Origin of the sequence: Pseudomonas sp. TMW 2.1634 (assembly GCF_001703595.1) — a bacterium.
Lineage (GTDB): Bacteria > Pseudomonadota > Gammaproteobacteria > Pseudomonadales > Pseudomonadaceae > Aquipseudomonas > Aquipseudomonas fragi.
The window spans coordinates 143,593-166,587 of record NZ_CP016849.1 but is presented as its reverse complement, the minus strand read 5'-3'; the positions used below and the strand labels follow the sequence as shown (position 1 = coordinate 166,587).

Sequence of the window (22,995 nt, the reverse complement as noted above, 5' to 3'; positions counted from 1 at the left end):
ATGCCAGGAATACCTCTCGAACATGGTTTGGCCGTTGCCGGCATCCTGTTCTGCCTCGGTCTGGTTGGCCTGATGGTACGTCGCAACATTCTCTTCGTATTGATGAGTCTGGAAATCATGATGAACGCTGCGGCACTGGCCTTCATCGTTGCTGGTGCACGCTGGGCGCAGCCGGATGGACAAGTGATGTTCATCCTGGTGATCACCCTGGCAGCCGCCGAGGCCAGTATTGGCCTGGCGATCCTGCTGCAGCTGTATCGCCGCTTCCATACGCTTGATATCGATGCTGCCAGTGAGATGCGCGGATGAACCTTCTCTTTCTGACTTTCGTATTCCCCCTGATCGGCTTTTTGCTGCTGTCGTTCTCCCGTGGACGCTTCAGCGAAAACCTCTCGGCGCTGATCGGCGTCGGCTCCATCGGCCTGTCGGCCATTGTGGCCGCGTTTGTGATCTGGCAATTCAATGTCGCACCGCCACCGGGTGGCGAGTACACGCAAGTGCTGTGGCAGTGGATCTCGGTAGAAGGCTTCAAGCCCAACTTCGCCCTGCACCTGGACGGCCTGTCGGTCACCATGCTCGGCGTGGTGGTCGGCGTGGGCTTTCTGATCCACGTCTTCGCCTCGTGGTACATGCGCGGTGAAGACGGCTACTCGCGTTTCTTTGCCTACACCAACCTGTTTATCGCCAGCATGCTGTTCCTGATCCTGGCCGATAACCTGCTGTTCGTGTACTTCGGCTGGGAAGGCGTGGGCCTGTGCTCGTACCTGTTGATCGGTTTCTACTACAGCAACCGCAACAACGGTAACGCAGCACTCAAAGCCTTTATCGTGACCCGCGTCGGCGACGTGTTCCTGGCCATCGGCCTGTTTATCCTGTTCCAGCAACTGGGCACGCTGAACATCAAGGAGCTGCTGGTGCTGGCACCGCAGAAGTTCCAGGCCGGTGATTTCTGGATCGTGCTGGCAACCCTGATGCTGCTGGGTGGTGCTGTCGGTAAATCCGCGCAACTGCCGCTGCAAACCTGGTTGGCAGACGCGATGGCCGGCCCTACGCCGGTTTCGGCCCTGATCCACGCCGCAACGATGGTAACCGCCGGTGTGTACCTGATTGCCCGTACCCACGGCCTGTTCACCCTGGCCCCTGAAGTGCTGCACCTGGTCGGCATCGTCGGCGGTGTGACCCTGGTACTGGCCGGTTTCGCCGCACTGGTACAAACCGACATCAAACGTATCCTTGCCTATTCGACCATGAGCCAGATTGGCTACATGTTCCTGGCATTGGGCGTGGGTGCCTGGGATGGCGCGATTTTCCACCTGATGACCCACGCGTTCTTCAAGGCCCTGCTGTTCCTTGCGTCCGGTGCGGTGATCGTTGCCTGCCATCACGAGCAGAACATCTTCAAGATGGGCGGCCTGTGGAAAAAACTGCCACTGGCCTACGCCAGCTTTATCGTCGGTGGCGCGGCGCTGTCTGCCTTGCCATTGCTGACGGCCGGTTTCTACTCCAAGGACGAAATCCTCTGGGAAGCCTTCGCCAGCGGTAACAACGAACTGTTGTACGCCGGCCTTGTGGGCGCGTTCATGACCTCGCTGTACACCTTCCGCCTGATCTTCATCACGTTCCACGGTGAAGCCAAGACCGAAGCCCATGCAGGCCACGGCGTTACCTACTGGCTGCCACTGAGCGTGCTGATCGTACTGTCGACCTTTATTGGCGCCATGATCACCCCGCCACTGGCTGGCGTACTGCCACAAAGCGTTGGCCATGCTGGCGGTGAAGCCAAGCACAGCCTGGAAATCGCCTCGGGTGCCATTGCCCTGGCCGGTATCCTGCTGGCTGCCCTGTTGTACCTGGGCAAGCGTCGCTTTGTAACCGCAGTTGCCAACAGCGGCATCGGTCGCTTCCTGTCGGCCTGGTGGTTCGCTGCCTGGGGCTTCGACTGGCTGTACGACAAACTGTTCGTCAAACCGTACCTGTTGATCTGCCGCCTGCTGGCCAAAGATCCTCTGGACCAGACCATTGGTTTGATCCCGAAGATGGCCAAGGCCGGGCATAACGCTCTGAGCCGCAGCGAAACCGGTCAACTGCGTTGGTACGCTGCATCTATGGCCGCCGGTGCTGTACTGGTCATGGGCGCCATCGTACTGGTAGCGGTCTGATATGAACCTTCGACTTTGCGAAAGGAATTGAGCCCGTCATGATTCTGCCTTGGCTAATCCTGATCCCCTTTATCGGCGGCCTGCTGTGCTGGCTGGGTGAGCGCTTCGGCCCTACCCTGCCACGCTGGATTGCGTTGCTGACCATGTCCCTTGAGCTTGCCCTCGGCCTATGGCTGTGGTCCCAGGGGAACTACTCATTTGCACCGGCGCCTGGCGCCGATCCGACCTGGGCCCTTGAGTTCCAGCACACCTGGATCGCCCGCTTCGGTATCAGCGTGCACCTGGCGCTGGACGGCCTGTCGCTGCTGATGATCCTGCTCACCGGTTTGCTCGGTGTGCTGTCGGTGCTGTGTTCGTGGAAAGAAATCCAGCGTCACGTGGGCTTCTTCCACCTGAACCTGATGTGGATCCTGGGCGGTGTGGTGGGCGTGTTCCTCGCCATCGACCTGTTCATGTTCTTCTTCTTCTGGGAAATGATGCTGGTGCCGATGTATTTCCTCATCGCGCTCTGGGGTCATAGCTCGTCGGACGGCAAGAAAACCCGTATCTACGCCGCGACCAAGTTCTTCATCTTCACTCAGGCTTCCGGCCTGATCATGCTGGTGGCGATCCTGGGTCTGGTGCTGGTCAACTTCAACAACACCGGCGTGATTACCTTCAGCTACGCCGAGTTGCTGAAAACCAAGATGTCACTCACCACCGAGTACATCCTGATGCTGGGCTTCTTCATTGCCTTCGCCGTGAAGCTGCCGGTCGTACCGTTCCACTCCTGGCTGCCGGATGCTCACGCTCAGGCACCTACCGCAGGTTCGGTCGATCTGGCCGGTATCCTGTTGAAGACCGCTGCCTATGGTCTGCTGCGTTTTGCCTTGCCGCTGTTCCCGAATGCCTCGGCCGAGTTTGCGCCGATCGCCATGACCCTGGGTCTGATCGGGATTTTCTACGGTGCTTTCCTGGCTTTCGCACAAACCGATATCAAGCGTCTGATCGCGTTCTCCAGCGTTTCCCATATGGGCTTCGTGCTGATCGGTATTTATTCCGGCAGCCAGCTGGCCCTGCAAGGCGCCGTGATCCAGATGCTGGCCCACGGTGTGTCGGCCGCTGCGCTGTTTATCCTCAGCGGCCAGTTGTATGAGCGTCTGCATACCCGTGACATGCGTGAAATGGGTGGCTTGTGGTCGAAGATCGCCTACCTGCCGGCCATCAGCCTGTTCTTCGCGGCCGCGTCGCTGGGCTTGCCGGGCACCGGTAACTTTGTGGGTGAGTTCCTGATCCTGATTGGCTCGTTCGCCAGCTTCCCATGGGTCACGGCCATTGCCACAACCGGTCTGGTGTTTGGTTCGGTCTACTCGCTGATCATGATTCACCGTGCCTACTTCGGCCCGTCCAAATCGGACGCGGTACTGGCCGGCATGGATGCACGTGAACTGATCATGGTGCTCGGTCTGGCGGTACTGCTGGTATTTATCGGCGTGTACCCACAACCGTTCCTCGATACCTCCGCTGCGACCATGCATGGCGTGCAGCAATGGCTCGGCACCGCCTTCACTCAACTCGCTTCGGCCCGGTAAGAGCGCTATGGAATTCACGATCCAACACTTTATCGCGCTTGCTCCACTGCTGATTACCAGCCTCACCGTTGTTGTGGTGATGCTGGCAATCGCGTGGCGCCGCAACCATTCACAGACCTTCCTGCTTTCGGTGGCGGGTCTTAACCTGGCACTGCTGTCGATCTTCCCGGCGTTGAAAGTTGTTCCACTGGCTGTCACCCCGCTGTTGATGATGGACAACTTCGCCTACCTGTACATCGGCCTGATCCTGGTCGCGACCTTGGCGTGCGTCACCCTGGCGCATGCCTATCTGGGTGAAGGCGGCACGGGCTACCCGGGCAACCGCGAAGAGCTGTACCTGCTGATGCTGCTGGCTGCGACCGGCGGTATCGTGCTGGTCAGCGCGCAACACCTGGCCGGCTTGTTTATCGGTCTGGAGCTGCTCTCGGTACCGGTCTACGGCCTGGTGGCCTATGCCTTCTTCAACAAGCGTTCGCTGGAAGCCGGCATCAAGTACATGGTGCTGTCGGCTGCCGGTTCTGCGTTCCTGCTGTTCGGCATGGCCTTGCTGTACGCCGAAGCCGGCAGCCTGAGCTTCAGCGGTATCGGTCACGCCCTGGCGGCCACTGGCGCCCCTAGCGCCATTGCCCAGCTGGGCCTGGGCATGATGCTGGTGGGCCTGGCCTTTAAACTGTCGCTGGTGCCCTTCCACCTCTGGACCCCAGACGTGTACGAAGGTGCTCCGGCGCCGGTGGCCGCGTTCCTGGCTACCGCGTCGAAAGTGGCGGTGTTTGCGGTGATGGTGCGTCTGTTCCAGATCACCCCGTCGGCAACCACCGGCGTGATGAGCGATGTACTGACCGTGATCGCGATTGCCTCGATCCTGTTCGGTAACCTGCTGGCCCTGACCCAGAACAACCTCAAGCGTCTGCTGGGTTACTCGTCCATCGCCCACTTCGGCTACCTGCTGATCGCCCTGGTGGCGAGCAAGGGCATGGCTATGGAAGCCATCGGCGTGTACCTGATCACCTATGTGCTGACCAGCCTGGGTGCCTTTGGTGTGATCACGTTGATGTCCTCGCCGTACAAGGGCCGTGACGCTGACGCACTGTACGAGTACCGCGGCCTGTTCTGGCGTCGTCCGTACCTGACTGCGGTGATGACCGTGATGATGCTGTCGCTGGCGGGCATCCCGTTGACGGCCGGCTTTATCGGCAAGTTCTACATCATCGCCACGGGCGTTGAAGCTCACCAATGGTGGCTGGTGGGTTCCCTGATCCTGGGTAGCGCCATTGGCGTGTTCTACTACCTGCGTGTGATGGTGACCCTGTACCTGGTCGAGCCGAAGCTGCATCGCCACGATGCGCCGCTGAACTGGGAACAGAAAGCGGGCGGCGTGATGCTGCTGGCGGTCTCGGTACTGGTGTTCTTCCTGGGTGTATACCCGCAGCCGATGCTGCAACTGGTGCAACAAGCATCGCTGGGCCTGATTGGCTAAGCGTTGGCGGCTGTACCCAAAACCCCGTGGAGGCCTGGCCTTTGCGGGGTTTTTTGTTGCACCACAAATCATGTGGGAGTTGTAAATACTCAGGATTTCTATGCGACGCTAAACCTGTGGGAGCGGGCTTGCCCGCGATGGCAGCACTTCGGTCATCCAGACAGAACGAGGTGCCTGCATCGCGGGCAAGCCCGGCTCCCACAGAGAAAATATGCCGGTCGCAAATCCCGCCTCAAAACAGGCCGGCCGGTCGGCCGCCTCGGGCGCTTTTGATCTGGCTTTTGATCTTGATCTACCCGCCCATCGGGAGGCTGAGAGGAGGTTCTGTGGAGTGGCGTACTAAACCGGACGTAGCCTCGTTCTACTCGTCAACTGCTACAGGTGCCGGCGTGATCCGGGTGCCAACTCTGTAGATACTCTGTTGCCGGTCAAGTGCTCTTTATATGGGTTTCGGCCTTCTGTGAGGGACATTCGCGTGGCTACAGCAAAATCAAAACTTTTAAACAACGCCAATCCCTTGTGGGAGCGGGCTTGCCCGCGATGGCAGCACTTTGTTCCTCCAGATAGAACGAGGTGCCTGCATCGCGGGCAAGCCCGGCTCCCACAGTGGAAATATGCCGGTTGCAGATCCCGCCTCAAAACAGGCCGGCCGGTCGGCCGCCTCGGGCGCTTTTGATCTGGCTTTTGATCTTGATCTACCCGCCCATAGGGAGGCCGAGAGGAGGTTCTGTGGAGTGGCGTACTAAACCGGACGTAGCCTCGTTCTACTCGTCAACTGCTACAGGTGCCGGCGTGATCCGGGTGCCAACTCTGTAGATACTCTGTTGCCGGTCAAGTGCTCTTTATATGGGTTTCGGCCTTCTGTGAGGGACATTCGCGTGGCTACAGCAAAAGCAAAACTTTTAAACAACACCAATCCCTTGTGGTAGCGGGCTTGCCCGCGATGGCAGCACTTCGGTCATCCAGACAGAACGAGGTGCCTGCATCGCGGGCAAGCCCGGCTCCCACAGAGAAAATATGCCGGTCGCAAATCCCGCCTCAAAACAGGCCGGCCGGTCGGCCGCCTCGGGCGCTTTTGATCTGGCTTTTGATCTTGATCTACCCGCCCCATCGGTAGGCCGAGAGGAGGTTCTGTGGAGTGGGTCTCCCGGCATGGATGCCGGGAGAGCCGCGATGGGCCATGGATGGCCCGTGGCGGCGTGCCCACGGAGCAGGGCCGGAGCGAGGGAACCTGAGCGCAGCGAAGGCCGTACGCCAGGGGCAAGCCTTTTTGGTTACTTTTTCGGCGTCTGGAAAAAGTGACTCGCCGTAAGGGCGAAAACAATATTCCAGTTAGACACAAATGCCGGATATGTACTCAACGTATCAGTTAAACAAACAAGATCAAGCGGGCCGCAAACGCCAGCCCAGCACATCGAGCAAGTCACAACCGTCGCGCAACAATTGCGCCGAAACCGTGGCCAGATGTTTGAGATCAACAGCATCGGCCTGCTGCATTTCGCGGCTGGAGAACATTTCCATCAGCTGGGTTACGGCCAGAATGCGGGCAGCAGCGTTGGCATGGAGTACATCGAGCGGGGCGTTGCGGTCGATCAGCAAGGCGGGGATGGTGCAGTCGATGGCGGTAAGCGGAATGTACGGTGAATTCGTCATAAGCAAGCCTCTTAAAGTTGGATTTAACCATCCATTTTTGTCGCCAAACAAAAAAGGTGGCCGCTGTACGCGGGTTGGCGAACCGGTAACTTTAAGAAAACCCGGCAGACCCGAAGATCTCCCACGTACAGCTGCCATAAAACATTGCGAGCAAAATACACGCTCAACCGTATATAGCAATTATGTACTTATTTAAAGTTACTCCGGATCGCCAAATCCGCTCGCCTTATCAGCGAGCACCGACTATAGGCGTCGAACCATCTCCCCATCAATTGCCAAACCTGTGCGAAAAATCCCGAAAAAACGTGAGCTTGTAGCTTCGCGAGCAGGCTCGCTCCCACACCTGGAATGCAACCCGTAACAGTTGCGAGCGATTCTCGGCTTGTATAGGCTGGCGCGCCGCCCGCCCATCGATCTGGAACAGTTAACCAATGCGTCCCACCCTTTCTTCGCTTCTACCCTTGGCGCTGATCTGCGCCGCCCCGGCCCACGGCAATCCCCTGGAACTGGGCGAAGTACAGGTACGCAGCGAAGAAAGCAGCGAACTGCAAGCCGCCCAAAACGCGCTCAATGAAGTGCCCGGCGCCAGCAACCTGATCGACATGACCCGGGTCGAAAATGGCCGCACTGCCAGCAATGCCGATGTGCTGGCCTACCAGCCGGGGGTCTACGCGCAATCAGCGGGCAATGACGGGGCCAAGGTCTCGGTGCGCGGCTCGGGCATCAACCGCGCTCCCAGCGCCCACGCTTCGGGGCTGTACGTGATGTTCGACGGCCTGCCCCTGACCGGCCCCGGCGGCACCCCCTATGAACTGTTCGAGCCGCTGTGGCTGAGCCGCGCCGAAGTGCTGCGCGGCGCCAATGGCTTTGACACCGGCGCGCTGGCCCTGGGCGGCTCGATCAACTACGTCACCCACACCGGCTACGACGCGGCGCCGCTGCAGGTGCGCTACGAAACGGGCAGCTATGGCTATCAGAAACGCCAGATCAGTTCCGGGCAGGTACTGGGGGATCTCGACTACTACGTCGCCCTGACCGACTCCGACACCGATGGCTACCAGCATCACACCGCCGGCAGCAGCAAGGGCATCGCGGCCAATGTCGGTTATCGTTTCAGCCCGCAACTGGAAACCCGCTTTTACCTGCGCTATCGCGAAACCGATAACGAACTGGCCGGTCGCGTGACCAAAGCCAACATCCAGCATCACCCCCGCGCCGCCAACCCGGCCTATGTGGCAGGCGACTACACCCGCCCGCAGCCCGGCAGCACCTGGGTGGGCAACAAGACCACGATGTATCTGGACGACGATTCGCAACTGGAAGCCGGGCTGGTCTATCACGACTACCCAATGGATCTGCGTGAAGGCCCGAACCGTCTGAAAGTGGCGTACACCGACGTCAGCGGCACGCTCAACTACAAGCGTCGCGACACGCTGTTCGGCCTTGAAAGCAAGACCACCGTGGGCCTGCGCAACACCAAGCACCTGCCCAACAGTGGTGCCTCGGAATATGTACGCATCCCCGTGGGCAATACCGCAGGTTATGCTCCCGGCACAAAAATTCGCGACTTTAGTTACCAGGGTTCTGACACCGTACTGCACGCCAGCAATGACCTGGAGCTGATCCCCGATCTATGGCTAACCACCGGCATGGCGCTGATCTACACCCGCCGCGAGAGCGACGTGAGTTACCCCGAGAGCGGCGGCAAGGTCAGCCAGCATGACTGGGACTACGCGCCACGCCTTGGCCTGCGCTACGAGTTCAACCCGCACCTGCAGGTATACGGCAACCTGAGCCGTTCGGTCGAGCCGCCGCACCCGTGGTCGATGATCTGGGGCTCGCCGTTCACTTTCCCGGTCAACAGTGGCCCGGCTACCGGTCGCCAGAGCACCCCGGTAGCGCTGGACAATCAAACCGCCACCACCCTTGAACTGGGCACCCGTGGCGATTCCTGGTTCGGGCAATGGGATCTGGCCTGGTATTACTCGGCCGTGCGCCATGAACTGCTGAGCGTCGAAACCCAGGCCGCCACCCTCACCCAAAGCCCGATTGTCGGTGAGTCCAACGCCAGCCCCACCGTACACCAGGGCATCGAAGCCGGACTCAACAGCCTGCTGTGGGAAAAACAAGCAGTGGGCAAGGTATCCCTGCGTCAGGCCTACACCTTCAGCGATTTCCATTACCGTGACGACGAGCGCTTTGGCGACAACAAGCTGCCAGGTATCCCGCAGCACTACTACCAGGCCGAAGTGCGCTATGACCACCCGCAGGGCTTCTATGCCGGGGTGAACACGCAGGTTGCCTCACGCATGGCGGTGGACTACGCCAACTCGTATTACACGTCGTCCTACATGTTGTGGGGCGCAACCCTGGGCTACAACGCGCCCAAACAGGACTGGCAAGCCTGGCTCGACCTGCGCAACCTGAGCGGCGAGCGCTATGCCGCCACGGTCACGCCGGGGTATGACGACAAGGGGCTGGACGCCGCGCGCTCCACCCCGGGTGAAGGCCGGGGCGCCTATGTGGGGGTTTCCTACAGCTTCCGTTAATCAGCGGACGGGATATCAGCCGGCAACCGCACCTTGCGGCGGGTGCCGCTGAACAAGCCCCAGCTGGACAGGAACAGGGCGGCGATCAACGGCCCGATCACAAAGCCATTGAGGCCGAAGATCGCCATGCCGCCCAAGGTCGAGATCAAGATCAGGAAGTCCGGCATTTTCGTGTCCTTGCCCACCAGGATAGGGCGCAACACGTTGTCCACCATGCCGATCACAAAGACTCCGTACAGCGCCAGCACCACCCCCTGCCAGACCGAGCCGGTCACCACGAAGTAAACCGCCACCGGCGCCCAGACGATACCGGCACCGACGGCGGGCAGCAGCGACAGGAACATCATCAGCACCGCCCAGAACAGCGCGCTATGGATGCCCAGCACCCAGAAAATCACCCCGCCCAATGCCCCCTGGGTAATGGCCACCGCCAGGTTACCCTTGACCGAGGCCCGCACCACACGGCGCAACTTGAGCTGCAACAGGCGCTTTTGCTGTTCGGCCAGCGGTACCGCGTTGCGGATGGTACGCACCATCTGCTGGCCATCACGAATAAAGAAGTACAGCAGATACAGCATGATGAAAAAGCTCACTACCAGATCAAAGGTGCTCTGACCGAAGCTGAAGACCTGGGTGGCAAAAAACTGGCTGCCTTCAAGGGCACCCTTGGATACTTTCTCACTCAGCCCGTCGATGTTGCCCATGCCGAAACGGTCAAGCCAGTCCTGCGCGGTGGCCGGCAGGATGTCCTTGAACTGCATGACATAACTGGCGACGTTGATCCTGCCGCTTTCAACATCCTTGTAGAGCGTTGCCACTTCCTGCACCAGCAAGGTCGTGGTGATGATCACCGGAATGATCGCAATCACCGTACAGGCCCCCAGCGTGGCAAAGGTTGCCAGGTTGCGCCGCCCCTTGAGTTTGAGCAGCAGCTTGCGTTGCAGGGGTGCAAACAGGATTCCCAGGGCCACCGCCCAGAAAATCGCGCCATAAAACGGCAACAGGATCCAGATAAACGCGATGGTGACCAAGGCCAGCAACAGAAGCAGGGTTTTACGTTGCAGACTTGTTTCGTTCATGAGCCATCCATGTCAGTAAGGCGTGTAGGAATCTAGTGGTCGCAGTGTAGCCGCTGGCATTGACAACTCCCTAGACACTCTGTAAATAATCTGCGTAGTTGTACGACAACAGATAACAAAAATAATAATATTCAGGAGCTCTACGGATGATCGCACCTACCTGCGCCCCCGCCCTTTTCACACGCTCAAAAACCGCACAAGGCACCCGCTCGCTGATGTTGCTCGGACTTGGCAGCATGGGCCTGGCGTTGCCGTTGACGGGCCTGGCCGAAGGTTTCGTCGACGACACCAAAGCCACGCTGACCCTGCGCAACGCCTATATCAACCGCAACTACACCAACCCCGACTACCCGCAGAGCAAGGCCGAAGAGTGGACGCAAAACTTCATTCTCGACGTCAAGTCCGGCTTTACCCAGGGTACGGTGGGCTTCGGGGTGGATGTGCTGGGGCTGTACTCGCAAAAACTCGACGGTGGCAAGGGCACGGCCGGCACTCAACTGTTGCCGACCCACAGCGACGGCGAGCCCGCCGATAACTTTGGTCGTTTGGGGGTTGCGGCCAAGGCCAAAATCTCCAATACGGAACTTAAAATCGGCGAGTGGATGCCGGTACTGCCAATCCTGCGCTCGGACGATGGCCGCTCCCTGCCACAAACCTTCCGTGGTGGCCAGATCACCTCAAAGGAAATCGCCGGGCTGAACCTCTATGGTGGCCAGTTCCGCGCCAACAGCCCGCGCAACGATGCGAGCATGGAAGAGATGTCGCTCAACGGCAAAGGCGCATTTACCTCTGACCGCTTCAACTTTGCCGGCGGTGATTACAGCTTCAATGAAAAACGCACCCAGGTCGGCCTGTGGTACGCCCAGCTCGAAGACATCTATCAGCAGCAATTTTTAAACGTGTTGCACAGCCAGCCGGTTGGCGATGTGACACTGGGAGCCAACCTCGGTTATTTCTGGGGCCAGGACGACGGCAGCAAACTGGCGGGTGACCTCGACAACAGAACCGCCTACGCCCTGCTGTCGGCCAAATACAAGGGCAACACCTTGTATGTGGGCCTGCAGAAAATCAGTGGCGACGATGGCTGGTTCAAGGTCAACGGCACCAGCGGCGGCACCCTGGCCAACGACAGCTACAACTCCAGCTACGACCTGGCCAAGGAACGTTCCTGGCAAGTGCGTCACGATCTGGACTTTGCAGTACTCGGCGTGCCTGGCCTGACCATGATGAACCGCTATATCAGCGGCGATAACATCCATACCGGCAGTATCACCAATGGCAAGGAATGGGGCCGCGAATCGGAACTGGCCTACACCGTACAGGCGGGTACATTCAAGGATCTGAACGTGCGCTGGCGCAACGCGAGCATCCGTCGCGACTACAGCGCCCACGAGTTCGACGAAAACCGCATTTTTATCAGCTATCCGTTGTCGTTGCTGTAAGACCAGCAAACTGTGGGAGCGGGCTTGCTCGCGATGGCATCGCAGCAATTGTCCCGACAGAACGCAGCGTCTGTATCGCAGGCAAGCCAGCTCCCACAGATCACGCAGCACCGCTAAATCCGCAACTGCAAGCCCTCCCTTGTGGGAGCGGGCTTGCTCGCGATGGCATCGCAGCAATTGTCCTGACAGAACGCAGCGTCTGTATCGCAGGCAAGCCAGCTCCCACAGATCACGCAGCACCGCTAAATCCGCAACTGCAAGCCCTCCCTTGTGGGAGCGGGCTTGCTCGCGATGGCATCGAAGCAATTGCCCTGGCAGACCGCAGCGTCTGTATCGCAGGCAAGCCAGCTCCCACAGATCACGCAGCACCGCTAAATCCGCAACTGCAAGCCCTCCCTTATGGGAGCGGGCTTGCTCGCGATGGCATCGCAGCAATTGCCCTGGCAGACCGCAGCGTCTGTATCGCAGGCAAGCCAGCTCCCACAGATCACGCAGCACCGCTAAATCCGCAACTGCTAGCCCCCCCTTGTGGGAGCGGGCTTGCTCGCGATGGCATCGCAGCAATTGCCCTGGCAGACCGCAGCGTCTGTATCGCAGGCAAGCCAGCTCCCACAGATCACACAGCACCGCTAAATCCGCAACTGCAAGCCCTCCCTTGTGGGAGGGGGCTTGCTCGCGATGGCATCGCAGCAATTGCCCTGGCAGACCGCAGCGTCTGTATCGCAGGCAAGCCAGCTCCCACAGATCACGCAGCACCGCTAAATCCGCAACTGCAAGCCCTCCCTTGTGGGAGCGGGCTTGCTCGCGATGGCATCGCAGCAATTGGCCTGGCAGACCGCAGCGTCTGTATCGCAGGCAAGCCAGTTCCCACAAGTCATGCCGCGTCGCCAAATCCGCAGCGTGGCAGCCCTATGACAATCATTTTGCAGCCATTAGAAGTTCGGATTTGGCATTGACAACCACCACAATGGCTGTGAATAATTCAGGCCAAGTCATACGACAACAGATGACAATAACAAGAACGACAGGGAATTTTGATGACAACCACTCACACTGTCCAAACCCCCTTCAATCGCCTTCTTCTCACCGGCGCTGCCGGTGGCTTGGGGAAGGTGCTGCGCGAAACCCTCAAGCCCTACGCCAGGGTGCTGCGGCTCTCTGATATCGCCGCAATGGCCCCGGCTGCCGACAGCCATGAAGAAGTCTTCCCGTGCGATCTTGCCGACAAACAGGCCGTCCACCAGCTGGTTGAAGGGGTAGACGCCATCCTGCACTTTGGCGGCGTCTCGGTGGAGCGCCCGTTCGAAGAGATCCTCGGCCCCAATATCAGCGGCATTTTCCACATTTACGAAGCGGCACGCCGGCATGGCGTCAAACGGGTGATTTTCGCCAGTTCCAATCATGTCATCGGGTTCTACAAACAGGATCAGACCCTGGATGCCCACTCCCCGCGCCGGCCTGACAGTTACTACGGGCTGTCCAAGTCGTATGGCGAAGACATGGCCACTTTTTACTTCGACCGCTATGGCATCGAAACCGTCAGCATCCGTATCGGCTCCTCGTTCCCCGAGCCGCAAAACCGCCGGATGATGAGCACCTGGCTGAGCTTTGCCGATCTCACGCAATTGCTCGAACGCTCGCTGTACACGCCCAATGTCGGCCACACCGTGGTCTATGGCGCCTCCAATAACCTCAATGTGTGGTGGGACAACCGTTTTGCTGCCCACCTTGGGTTCGAGCCCAAGGACACGTCAGAAATTTTCCGCGACAAGATCGAAGCCCAGCCGATGCCCGCAGCCAATGACCCGGCCATGGTTTACCAGGGCGGCGCCTTCGTCGCTGCCGGCCCGTTTGGCGACGAGTAAACCCGCGCTGCCAGCAGAACAAGATCAACAGAGGCCAAGGCATCATGACAGCTGAACTGATTCTCGATGCACGCAACGCCACCGGCGAAAGCCCGGTCTGGAGCACCACGCAACAGGCACTGTACTGGGTGGATATCCCGGCAAAACGCCTGCATCGCTGGAGCCCTGCCGACGGTAAAGAGCAAAGTTGGCAAGCCTCGCAAATGCTCGCGTGCATCGCTCAGGCAGGTGATGGCCATTGGATCGCCGCGATGGAAAACGGGCTGTTCGCTATCACCCCCCACGCCGACGGCAGCCTGGACAGTCGTTTGCTGGCCAGCGTGACCCACGCCCAGCCAGGCATGCGCTTCAACGATGGCCGCTGCGACCGTCAGGGCCGCTTCTGGGCGGGCACCATGCTGATGGACATGGCCGCCGGCGCACCGGTGGGCGCCATGTATCGCTACAACGCAGGCCAGACCGAGCCGCTCACGGCGCAACTGCAAGGCTTTATCGTGCCCAATGGCCTGGCGTTCAGCCCCGATGGCAACACCCTGTACCTGTCGGACTCACACCCGGATGTGCAAAAAATCTGGGCTTTTGACTACGACACCGACAGCGGCACCCCACACAACCGGCGCCTGTTTGTGGACATGACCCAACACCCCGGCCGCCCCGATGGCGCGGCGGTTGATGCCGATGGCTGCTACTGGATCTGCGGCAACGACGCCGGTCTGATCCATCGTTTCACCCCCGAAGGCAAGCTCGACCGCTCCCTGGCCGTGCCCGTGAAAAAACCGGCGATGTGTGCCTTTGGCGGAGCAGACCTGGACACCCTGTTCGTAACCTCGATCCGCCCCGCCGGGGACCTGGCCGACCAGCCCCTGGCCGGGGGCGTGTTCGCCCTCAGGCCCGGGGTCAAGGGCCTGCCGGAGCCCCGCTTGAATCACTGAACAACTGATCCAACACCTTGAAATAACAAAAACAATATTTGGAGTGACCCATGGATTTCAAACGCACCCTCCTCATCGCTGCATTGCCCCTGGCTTTCTGCCTCTCAGGCGTGGCCCAGGCCGAAATCAAGATCAAGTTCGCCGAGGTTCACCCCACGGGCTACCCGCCGGTGGTGGCCGAACAGGAAATGGGCAAAAAACTCCAGGAGCAAAGCAACGGCGATATTTCCTTCAAGATGTTTGCCGGTGGCGTACTGGGCTCAGAGAAAGAAGTGGTCGAGCAATTGCAGTCCGGCGCGGTGCAGATGACCCGGGTCAGCCTCGGCATCCTCGGCCCGGTAGTGCCGGAGACCAACGCCTTCAACCTGCCGTTCGTGTTCCGCGACCAGGCCCATATGCGCAAGATCATCGACGGCGAAATCGGTCAGGAGATGCTGGATAAAATCACCAATTCCGACTTCAACATGGTCGCGCTGGCCTGGATGGATGGCGGTACGCGTAACCTGTACACGAAAAAACCGGTACGCGAGATGGCCGATCTCAAGGGCATGAAAATCCGCGTACAGGGCAACCCGGTGTTTATCGACACCATCAACGACATGGGCGGCAACGGCATCGCCATGGCCACCGGCGAGATTTTCAGCGCCCTGCAGACCGGCGTGATCGATGGCGCAGAGAACAACCCGCCGACCTTCCTGGAACACAACCACTACCAGAACGCCAAGTACTTCACCTGGACCGACCACCTGATCCTCCCCGAGCCGATCGTGATCGCCAAGACCACCTGGGCCAAGCTCAGCCCTGAGCAGCAAGCCCTGGTGCAAAAACTGGCGCGTGAAGCGCAGATGGAAGAGCGAGTGATCTGGGACAAAAAATCCGCCGAAAGCGAAACCAAACTCAAAACCGCAGGCGTGGAATTCATCACCCTCACCCCCGAGCAGAAAAAGGCCTTCTACGACGCCACCCAGCCGGTTCGCGACAAGTACGGTGCCAACTACAAGGACCTGATCTCGCGCATCGAAGCCGTCCAATAAGCCAGTTCGATAACGCCGCGGTGGCGGGCGTCAGCCCGTTTGCCGCGCAGTGGTGAGCCCCATGAAAAATACCGTACTGCGCTTTAACGACATGCTGTACAGGGTCTGTATCGGGATCGCCGGCTTGTCGGTGCTGACCATGACCCTGATCATCCCCTGGGGCATTTTTGCCCGCTATGTGTTGGGCAGCGGCTCCAGCTGGCCCGAGCCCACGGCCATCTTGCTGATGGTGGTGTTTACCTTCTTCGGCGCCGCCGCCAGCTACCGGGCCGGCGCCCATATGGCCGTGGCGATGGCCGTGGAGCGCATGCCGGCCCATGTCCGCAAACTGGCCGCGGTGCTGGTGCAAATCCTGATGGTCATCGTCTGTCTGTTTATGACGGTCAAGGGCTTCAAGCTGTGCGCGACCACCTGGAACCAGTTCCTTGGTGAAATGCCGGGTTTGCGCGTAGGCATCTCCTATCTGCCAATCCCCCTGGGCGGCATCGTGACCCTGATCTTCGTCCTGGAGAAACTCTTCCTGGGTGACCAAAGCCACCGCCGCGCCGTGCGGTTCGACATCGTAGAAGCCAGCGAAGAGGCCGTATAAATGGACGCTTTCGTACTGTTGGGCAGTTTTATCGCCCTGATCCTGCTCGGCATGCCGGTCGCCTACGCGCTGGGTCTGTCGGCACTGGTCGGCGCCTGGTGGATCGATATTCCGTTCGACGCCCTGATGATCCAGGTGGCGGGCGGCGTGAACAAATTTTCCCTGCTGGCAATCCCGTTTTTCGTACTGGCGGGGGCAATCATGGCCGAGGGCGGCATGTCGCGCCGGCTGGTGGCCTTTGCCGGGGTACTGGTGGGGTTTGTGCGCGGCGGCCTGTCGCTGGTGAATATCGTCGCCTCGACCTTCTTTGGCGCGATCTCCGGTTCGTCGGTGGCGGACACCGCGTCTGTCGGCTCGGTACTGATTCCGGAAATGGAACGCGCTGGCTACCCTCGCGAGTTCTCCACGGCCGTGACGGTCAGCGGTTCGGTGCAGGCCCTGCTCACCCCACCCAGCCACAACTCGGTGCTGTACTCGCTGGCAGCGGGGGGCACGGTATCAATCGCTTCGCTGTTTATGGCCGGGATCATGCCGGGGCTATTGCTCAGCGCGGTGATGATGGGCCTGTGCATGATCTTTGCGCGCAAGCGCAACTACCCCAAGGGCGAAGTCATCCCGCTGCGCCAGGCGCTGAAAATCGCCGGGGAAGCGATGTGGGGCCTGATGGCCATGGTTATCATCCTGGGCGGCATCCTCACTGGCGTCTTCACTGCCACCGAGTCGGCGGCGGTCGCGGTAGTGTGGTCGTTCTTCGTCACCATGTTCATTTACCGCGACTACAAGTGGCGCGACCTGCCCAAGCTGATGCACCGGGCGGTGCGTACCATTTCCATCGTGATGATCCTGATCGGCTTTGCTGCCAGCTTCGGTTACATCCTGACGCTGATGGAAATCCCGATGAAGATCACCACGGCGTTCCTGACGCTGTCGGATAACCGCTATGTGATCCTGATGTGCATCAACGTGATGTTGTTACTGCTGGGCACGGTGATGGACATGGCGCCGCTGATCCTGATCCTGACCCCGATCCTGCTGCCGGTGATTATCGGTATCGGTGTCGATCCGGTGCATTTTGGCATGATCATGCTGGTCAACCTGGGGATCGGCCTGATCACACCGCCGGTGGGCGCAGTGCTGTTTGTCGGCGCGGCGGTGGGCAAGGTGACGATTGAGAACACGGTTAAAGCGCTGCTGCCGTTCTACCTGGCGCTGTTTATGGTACTGATGCTGGTCACCTACGTACCGGCCATCTCGCTCTGGCTGCCAAGCCTGGTGCTGTAACCCGCCTTCCCCCTGTGGGAGCGGGCTTGCCCGCGATGCCGTCACCTCGGTGTATCTGAAATAACGAGGCGACCCCATCGCGAGCAAGCCGGCTCCCACAGAGGTATTCCAGCGGCTCTATTTCCAGCCAAGGAGGCTGGTTGCTTATGTCTGCTCCTGCATTGTTCCCCCGCCATATCGCGGTATTGATCCTGGTACTGCTGGCCTGCGCATTTGCGGGCAATCATATCGCCGCGCGCATTGCCTTCGACCACGACACCGGCCTGTTGCTGGCCATCCTGTGCCGCGCCGGCGTGACCCTGCTGGTGCTGACCAGCCTGGTACTGTGGCAACGCGAACGCCCCCGTTTAACCCCCGCCAACTGGCGCTGGCAGCTGCTGCTGGGGTTGTTGATCGCGGCGCAAAGCTTCTTTATCTATTCGGCCGTGGCCCGCATTCCCGTGGCCCTGGCGCTGCTGATCGGCAACATGGCGCCGATCCTGCTGGTGCTGCTGACCTGGGCCCTGGGCGGCTCGGCACCGACCCGGCGGGCCGCCCTGTTGATGGGGTTGATCATGTTTGGCCTGATCTTCGCCCTCGACGTGCCCGAGCGCCTGTCCAGCCAGGGCGGCAGCGAAACGCAATGGCTCGAAGGGATTCTGTTCGGCTTCGGCGCCGCCTGCGTGTTTGCCTGCGCGCTATGGATCACCGACCACAAGCTGTCGGGCCTGCGCGGCACCGTGCGCAGCATGCTGACCATGTTGATCGTCTTCAGCGCCGCGACCGTGGCCGGGCTCAGCGGCGTGCTACCCGGCGGCGTGTCCCTGCCCGGCTCCTCCACCGGCTGGGCCGCCCTCGCCTGCCTGGTGGTGCTCTATGGCCTGGGCTTTTGCCTGCTGTTTATCTGCATGACCCGCCTGAACATGGCCCGCAACGCACCGGTGATGAACGTCGAACCGGTGGCGAGCCTGCTGTTTGGCTGGCTGATCCTGGACCAGTTGCTCAGCAGCGGGCAAATCATCGGCAGCCTGATTGTGGTGGCGGGCATCGTCATGTTGACGTGGCCACGCAAGATCGAAACCTCAAGCTGATTGCATAGATCCAGATCAATAATCGCGCATCAAGGCTCGGCTACCATCGCGCCTTTTTGCGAACGAACCGACTATGCGCCTTGCTCCGCCCGAACTCCTCGCCCCTGCCGGCACCCTGAAAAACATGCGTTACGCCTTTGCCTATGGCGCCGACGCGGTGTACGCAGGCCAACCGCGCTACAGCTTGCGGGTGCGCAACAACGAATTCGACCACGCCAACCTGGCGATTGGCATCAAAGAGGCCCAGGCCCAGGGCAAGCGCTTTTATGTAGTAGTCAATATTGCCCCGCACAATGCCAAGCTGCGCACCTTCCTCAAGGATCTGGAGCCGGTGGTAGCAATGGCCCCGGATGCGCTGATCATGTCCGACCCGGGCCTGATCATGCTGGTGCGCAAAAACTTCCCCCATGTGCCGATTCATTTGTCGGTGCAGGCCAATACGGTCAACTGGGCCAGTGTCGAATTCTGGCGCCAGCAGGGCCTGAGCCGCATCATCCTGTCGCGCGAGCTGTCGCTGGAAGAAATCGAAGAGATTCGCCAGCATGTACCCGACATGGAACTGGAAATTTTCGTGCATGGCGCTCTGTGCATGGCCTACTCGGGGCGCTGCCTGTTGTCCGGCTACATGAACAAGCGCGATGCCAATCAGGGCAGCTGCACCAATGCCTGCCGCTGGAAATACGACGCCAAACCGGCCACGGAAAACGAGCTGGGCAATATCGTCAATGTGGTGGAGCCGACCCTGGGCGTGGGTGCGCCGACTGACGAAGTGTTTGTGTTGAGCGAGGCCAACCGTGCCGATGAACCGATGACCGCGTTCGAGGACGAGCACGGAACGTACATCATGAACTCCAAGGATCTGCGTGCCGTACAGCATGTGGCGCGGCTGGCGGAAATGGGCGTGCACTCGCTGAAGATCGAGGGCCGCACCAAGTCGCACTTTTACTGCGCACGGGCCACTCAGGTGTATCGCAAGGCCATCGATGATGCGGTGGCGGGTCGTGAGTTTGACCGCAGCCTGATGACCGATCTGGAGTCACTGGCCCAGCGCGGCTATACCGAAGGGTTTTTGCGCCGCCATGTTCACGATGAATATCAGAACTACCTGCATGGCAGCTCGCTGTCCCATCGCCAGCAGTTTGTCGGGGAATTGACCGGCGCGCGGCGCAACGGCCTGGCCGAGGTCAAAGTGAAAAACCGATTTGCATTGGGCGATCATCTGGAGCTGATGACACCCCACGGCAACTATCACTTCGATCTGGAGCGGCTACTGAACAGTGCAGGTTTGCCGACCCAAGTGGCGCCGGGTGATGGCCACACAGTGTACCTGCCGATCCCCGAACAGGTGGACTTGAACTACGGGTTGTTAATGCGGGATTTGACGGTGAGCGAGGTGATGGAACGTTCGGCGTGACCACTGTGGGAGCGGGCTTGCTCGCGATAGCATCGCCCGGTTTTGTCTGACAGACCGAGCCGTCAGCATCGCGAGCAAGCCCGCTCCCACAGACTGTCGTGATTGCGATTAATCGCGAAACACTTCATCCAGCAGGTTATGCATGGCGGTAAACGCCCGACCCGCCGTTTTGGCGTCGTACATCATCTTGCCCGGCACATTGGCGTGGGGGTCGGTGAATGAATGCACTGCGCCGCCATAGCTGGTCAGTTGCCAGTCCACACCCGCCGCGTTCATCTCCGCCTCGAACGCTGGCAGCTGCTCGTTGGGCACCAACGGGTCAGACGCGCCGTGCAACACCAGCACCGCACCCTTGATGCTCTGGGCATCGATAGGGTTAGGTGTGTCCAGCGTGCCGTGGAAGGACACCGCAGCTTGCAACGGCGCACCGCTGCGTGCCAGTTCCAGTGAACAGCAACCGCCAAAACAGAAACCAAAGGTTGCCAGCTTGTTGCTGTCGACCTGGGCCAGGCCCTGATTCTTCAGCATGTCATAGGCAGCCCACATGCGCTTGCGCAGCAAGGCGCGGTCATTCTTGAGCGGCATCATTGCCGCCCCCGCCTCGTCGGCGTTGCCGGGCCGGGTGCCCTGGCCATACAAATCGGCGATCAATACCACATAGCCCTGCTCGGCCACCGACTTGGCAATCTCTTCGGCGCCCGCGCTGATGCCCATCCAGTTGGGCGCCATCAGCAAACCCGGCAACGGGTCTTCACGGCTCGGGTCAAAGGCCAGACGGCCTTCGTAGGGTTGGCCGTCGATTTGATAAGCCACAGAGCTGACCGAAATGGATTTCATCAAAAACTCCTGAATTTGAAACAAAAAAAACCCGCCGAAGCGGGTTTTTATAGCGCGGTTAGACCGACAACTCTACTAACAATTTGTTTAGCCGAAGGACATAGGCCGCAGGGTCTTTCAAACTGTCACCGGCTGCCAGGGCTGCCTGGTCGAAGAGGATGTGCGACAGGTCGCCAAAACGCTCTTCGCTCTGCTCGGCATCGAGTTTCTCGATCAGCGGGTGAGCCGGGTTGAACTCGAAGATCGGCTTGGATTCAGGCACTTTCTGACCGCTGGCTTCGAGGATCTGACGCATTTGCATGCCCAGGTCCTGCTCACCGATGGCCAGGATTGCCGGCGAGTCGGTCAGACGATGCGATACACGCACTTCGCTGACGCTTTCGCCCAGCGCGGCCTTGATACGCTCAACCAGACCTTCTTTGGCCTTGGCCACTTCTTCTGCGGCTTTCTTGTCCTCTTCCGAGTCCAGGTTGCCCAGGTCGAGGTCGCCACGGGCCACGTCGACAAAGCTCTTGCCGTCGAAATCGCTGAGGTAGCTCATCAGCCACTCGTCGATGCGGTCGGTCAACAGCAGGACTTCGATGCCTTTCTTGCGGAAGACTTCGAGGTGCGGGCTGTTTTTAACCTGCGCGTAGGTTTCGCCGGTCAGGTAGTAAATCTTGTCCTGACCTTCCTTGGCGCGGGCCAGGTAGTCGGTCAACGAAACATTCTGTTCGCCGTCGTCGCCGTGGGTCGAAGCAAAACGCAGCAGACCGGCAATTTTTTCCTTGTTGGCGAAATCTTCAGCCGGGCCTTCTTTCATCACCTGACCAAAGTTTTTCCAGAAGCCCTGGTATTTCTCCGGCTCGTTCTTCGCCAGTTTTTCCAGCATGTCGAGTACACGCTTGGTCAGCGCCGTCTTCATCGAGTCGATGATCGGGTCTTTCTGCAGGATTTCCCGCGACACGTTCAACGACAGGTCGTTGGAGTCGATCACACCCTTGATAAAGCGCAGGTACAGCGGCAGGAACGACTCGGCCTGATCCATCACGAATACGCGCTGTACATACAGCTTCAGGCCTTTAGGCGCTTCACGCTGGTACAGATCGAACGGCGCACGGGCCGGCACATACAGCAGGGAACTGTATTCAAGCTTGCCTTCAACCTTGTTGTGGCTCCAGGCCAGCGGGTTCTCGTAGTCGTGGGCAATGTGCTTGTAGAACTCCTGGTATTCCTCGTCCTTTACTTCAGTGCGAGGACGGGTCCACAGGGCACTGGCACGGTTAACGGTTTCCCATTCCAGTGCAGGCGCCTCTTCGCCTTCGGCCACGGTCTGCTCTTTAGGCAGCTCGATCGGCAAGGCGATATGGTCGGAGTACTTCTTGATGATGTTGCGCAGGCGCCAGCCGTCAGCGAATTCGGATTCGCCCGGCTTGAGATGCAGCACGATCTTGGTGCCGCGGTCGGCCTTCTCGACGGTGGCCACTTCAAACTCGCCCTCGCCCTTCGAAGACCAATGTACGCCTTCGCTTGCCGGGGTACCGGCACGGCGGCTGTACACGTCAACCTTGTCGGCAACGATAAAGGCCGAGTAGAAGCCCACGCCGAACTGACCGATCAGGTGCGAATCTTTTTTCTGGTCGCCGGTGAGGTTTTTCATGAAGTCGGCAGTGCCAGACTTGGCGATCGTACCCAGGTGGGTGATCACGTCGTCACGGTTCATGCCGATACCGTTGTCTTCGAGGGTGACGGTGTTGGCGTCCTTGTCGAAGCTCACGCGGATTTTAAGCTCGGCACCGCCCTCCAGTAGATCTGGCTTGGACAGTGCTTCAAAACGTAATTTGTCGACAGCATCAGAGGCGTTCGAGATCAGTTCGCGAAGGAAAATTTCCTTGTTGGAGTACAGCGAATGGATCATGAGGTGCAGCAGTTGCTTGACCTCGGTCTGGAAGCCCAGGGTTTCTTTTTGAGTTTCCACGCTCATTGTTATCAAACTCCGATTGGATGGCAGTGGCCACGCCCGTGAGGGTTAGCGGCGGGATGAGTTGAAAGTTGGGGCCAGCG

At 59.7% G+C, this 22,995-nt stretch carries 17 protein-coding genes; 13 read left to right on the top strand and 4 right to left on the bottom strand.

Annotated features, from left to right (window positions below):
- From nuoK to nuoN, 4 genes are read left to right on the top strand one after another with little or no spacing between them, the layout of a single operon-like run.
- Entirely contained in the window at nucleotides 1-309 is a 309-nt protein-coding gene (gene nuoK, locus BFC21_RS00790; protein ID WP_019412103.1) for an NADH-quinone oxidoreductase subunit NuoK, read from the top strand.
- The gene (nuoL, locus tag BFC21_RS00785; protein WP_088379403.1) at nucleotides 306-2,159 is read left to right on the top strand and encodes an NADH-quinone oxidoreductase subunit L; all 1,854 of its coding nucleotides are present in this window, start codon (nucleotides 306-308) and stop codon (nucleotides 2,157-2,159) included. The genes nuoK and nuoL overlap by 4 nt, the downstream gene beginning before the upstream one ends.
- A 38-nt stretch (nucleotides 2,160-2,197) precedes the next feature.
- Nucleotides 2,198-3,730: an NADH-quinone oxidoreductase subunit M gene (gene nuoM / locus BFC21_RS00780; protein ID WP_088379402.1), complete on the top strand. Its 1,533-nt coding sequence runs from the start codon at nucleotides 2,198-2,200 to the stop codon at nucleotides 3,728-3,730.
- 7 nt (nucleotides 3,731-3,737) lie between these two features.
- Complete coding sequence (nuoN, locus tag BFC21_RS00775; protein ID WP_088379401.1) at nucleotides 3,738-5,207, top strand: NADH-quinone oxidoreductase subunit NuoN; 1,470 nt, start codon at nucleotides 3,738-3,740, stop codon at nucleotides 5,205-5,207.
- Nucleotides 5,208-6,590: 1,383 nt separating this feature from the next.
- Here nuoN and BFC21_RS00770 read toward each other — a convergent pair.
- Nucleotides 6,591-6,860 (bottom strand): short-chain dehydrogenase, encoded by a 270-nt coding sequence (locus BFC21_RS00770; RefSeq protein WP_120265508.1) that lies wholly within the window; start codon nucleotides 6,858-6,860, stop codon nucleotides 6,591-6,593.
- Nucleotides 6,861-7,291: 431 nt separating this feature from the next.
- On the opposite strand from BFC21_RS00770, the gene BFC21_RS00765 reads away from it, so the two are divergent.
- Nucleotides 7,292-9,409, top strand: coding sequence for a TonB-dependent receptor domain-containing protein (locus tag BFC21_RS00765; protein WP_088379400.1), 2,118 nt, complete (start codon nucleotides 7,292-7,294; stop codon nucleotides 9,407-9,409).
- Here the strand turns inward: BFC21_RS00765 and BFC21_RS00760 are convergent.
- Nucleotides 9,406-10,488: an AI-2E family transporter gene (locus BFC21_RS00760; protein ID WP_016780187.1), complete on the bottom strand. Its 1,083-nt coding sequence runs from the start codon at nucleotides 10,486-10,488 to the stop codon at nucleotides 9,406-9,408. The genes BFC21_RS00765 and BFC21_RS00760 overlap by 4 nt on opposite strands.
- A gap of 146 nt (nucleotides 10,489-10,634) precedes the next feature.
- On the opposite strand from BFC21_RS00760, the gene BFC21_RS00755 reads away from it, so the two are divergent.
- The 8 genes from BFC21_RS00755 (at nucleotide 10,635) to yegQ (ending at nucleotide 20,115) form a co-directional block, all read left to right on the top strand.
- Nucleotides 10,635-11,930, top strand: a complete 1,296-nt coding sequence (locus BFC21_RS00755; RefSeq protein ID WP_088379399.1) for an OprD family porin — start codon at nucleotides 10,635-10,637, stop codon at nucleotides 11,928-11,930.
- A gap of 1,037 nt (nucleotides 11,931-12,967) precedes the next feature.
- A complete protein-coding gene (locus BFC21_RS00750) occupies nucleotides 12,968-13,795 on the top strand; it encodes an NAD(P)-dependent oxidoreductase (RefSeq protein WP_120265507.1) in 828 nt (275 codons plus the stop codon).
- Nucleotides 13,796-13,839: 44 nt separating this feature from the next.
- Nucleotides 13,840-14,727: an SMP-30/gluconolactonase/LRE family protein gene (locus BFC21_RS00745; protein WP_095004166.1), complete on the top strand. Its 888-nt coding sequence runs from the start codon at nucleotides 13,840-13,842 to the stop codon at nucleotides 14,725-14,727.
- 50 nt (nucleotides 14,728-14,777) lie between these two features.
- Nucleotides 14,778-15,761: a TRAP transporter substrate-binding protein gene (locus tag BFC21_RS00740; protein WP_086796171.1), complete on the top strand. Its 984-nt coding sequence runs from the start codon at nucleotides 14,778-14,780 to the stop codon at nucleotides 15,759-15,761.
- A 61-nt stretch (nucleotides 15,762-15,822) separates the two neighbouring features.
- A complete protein-coding gene (locus BFC21_RS00735) occupies nucleotides 15,823-16,350 on the top strand; it encodes a TRAP transporter small permease (RefSeq protein WP_088379396.1) in 528 nt (175 codons plus the stop codon).
- On the top strand, nucleotides 16,351-17,631 hold the full coding sequence (locus BFC21_RS00730; protein ID WP_016780181.1) for a TRAP transporter large permease: 1,281 nt from the start codon (nucleotides 16,351-16,353) through the stop codon (nucleotides 17,629-17,631).
- Between the two features lie 146 nt (nucleotides 17,632-17,777).
- Nucleotides 17,778-18,701 (top strand): DMT family transporter, encoded by a 924-nt coding sequence (locus tag BFC21_RS00720; RefSeq protein WP_088379395.1) that lies wholly within the window; start codon nucleotides 17,778-17,780, stop codon nucleotides 18,699-18,701.
- A 73-nt stretch (nucleotides 18,702-18,774) separates the two neighbouring features.
- On the top strand, nucleotides 18,775-20,115 hold the full coding sequence (gene yegQ, locus BFC21_RS00715; protein WP_088379394.1) for a tRNA 5-hydroxyuridine modification protein YegQ: 1,341 nt from the start codon (nucleotides 18,775-18,777) through the stop codon (nucleotides 20,113-20,115).
- Nucleotides 20,116-20,223: 108 nt separating this feature from the next.
- Here yegQ and BFC21_RS00710 read toward each other — a convergent pair whose 3' ends face one another.
- Nucleotides 20,224-20,952, bottom strand: a complete 729-nt coding sequence (locus BFC21_RS00710) for a dienelactone hydrolase family protein (protein WP_016780178.1) — start codon at nucleotides 20,950-20,952, stop codon at nucleotides 20,224-20,226.
- Between the two features lie 58 nt (nucleotides 20,953-21,010).
- The gene (gene htpG, locus BFC21_RS00705; protein WP_088379393.1) at nucleotides 21,011-22,915 is read right to left on the bottom strand and encodes a molecular chaperone HtpG; all 1,905 of its coding nucleotides are present in this window, start codon (nucleotides 22,913-22,915) and stop codon (nucleotides 21,011-21,013) included.
- Nucleotides 22,916-22,995 lie beyond the last annotated feature (80 nt).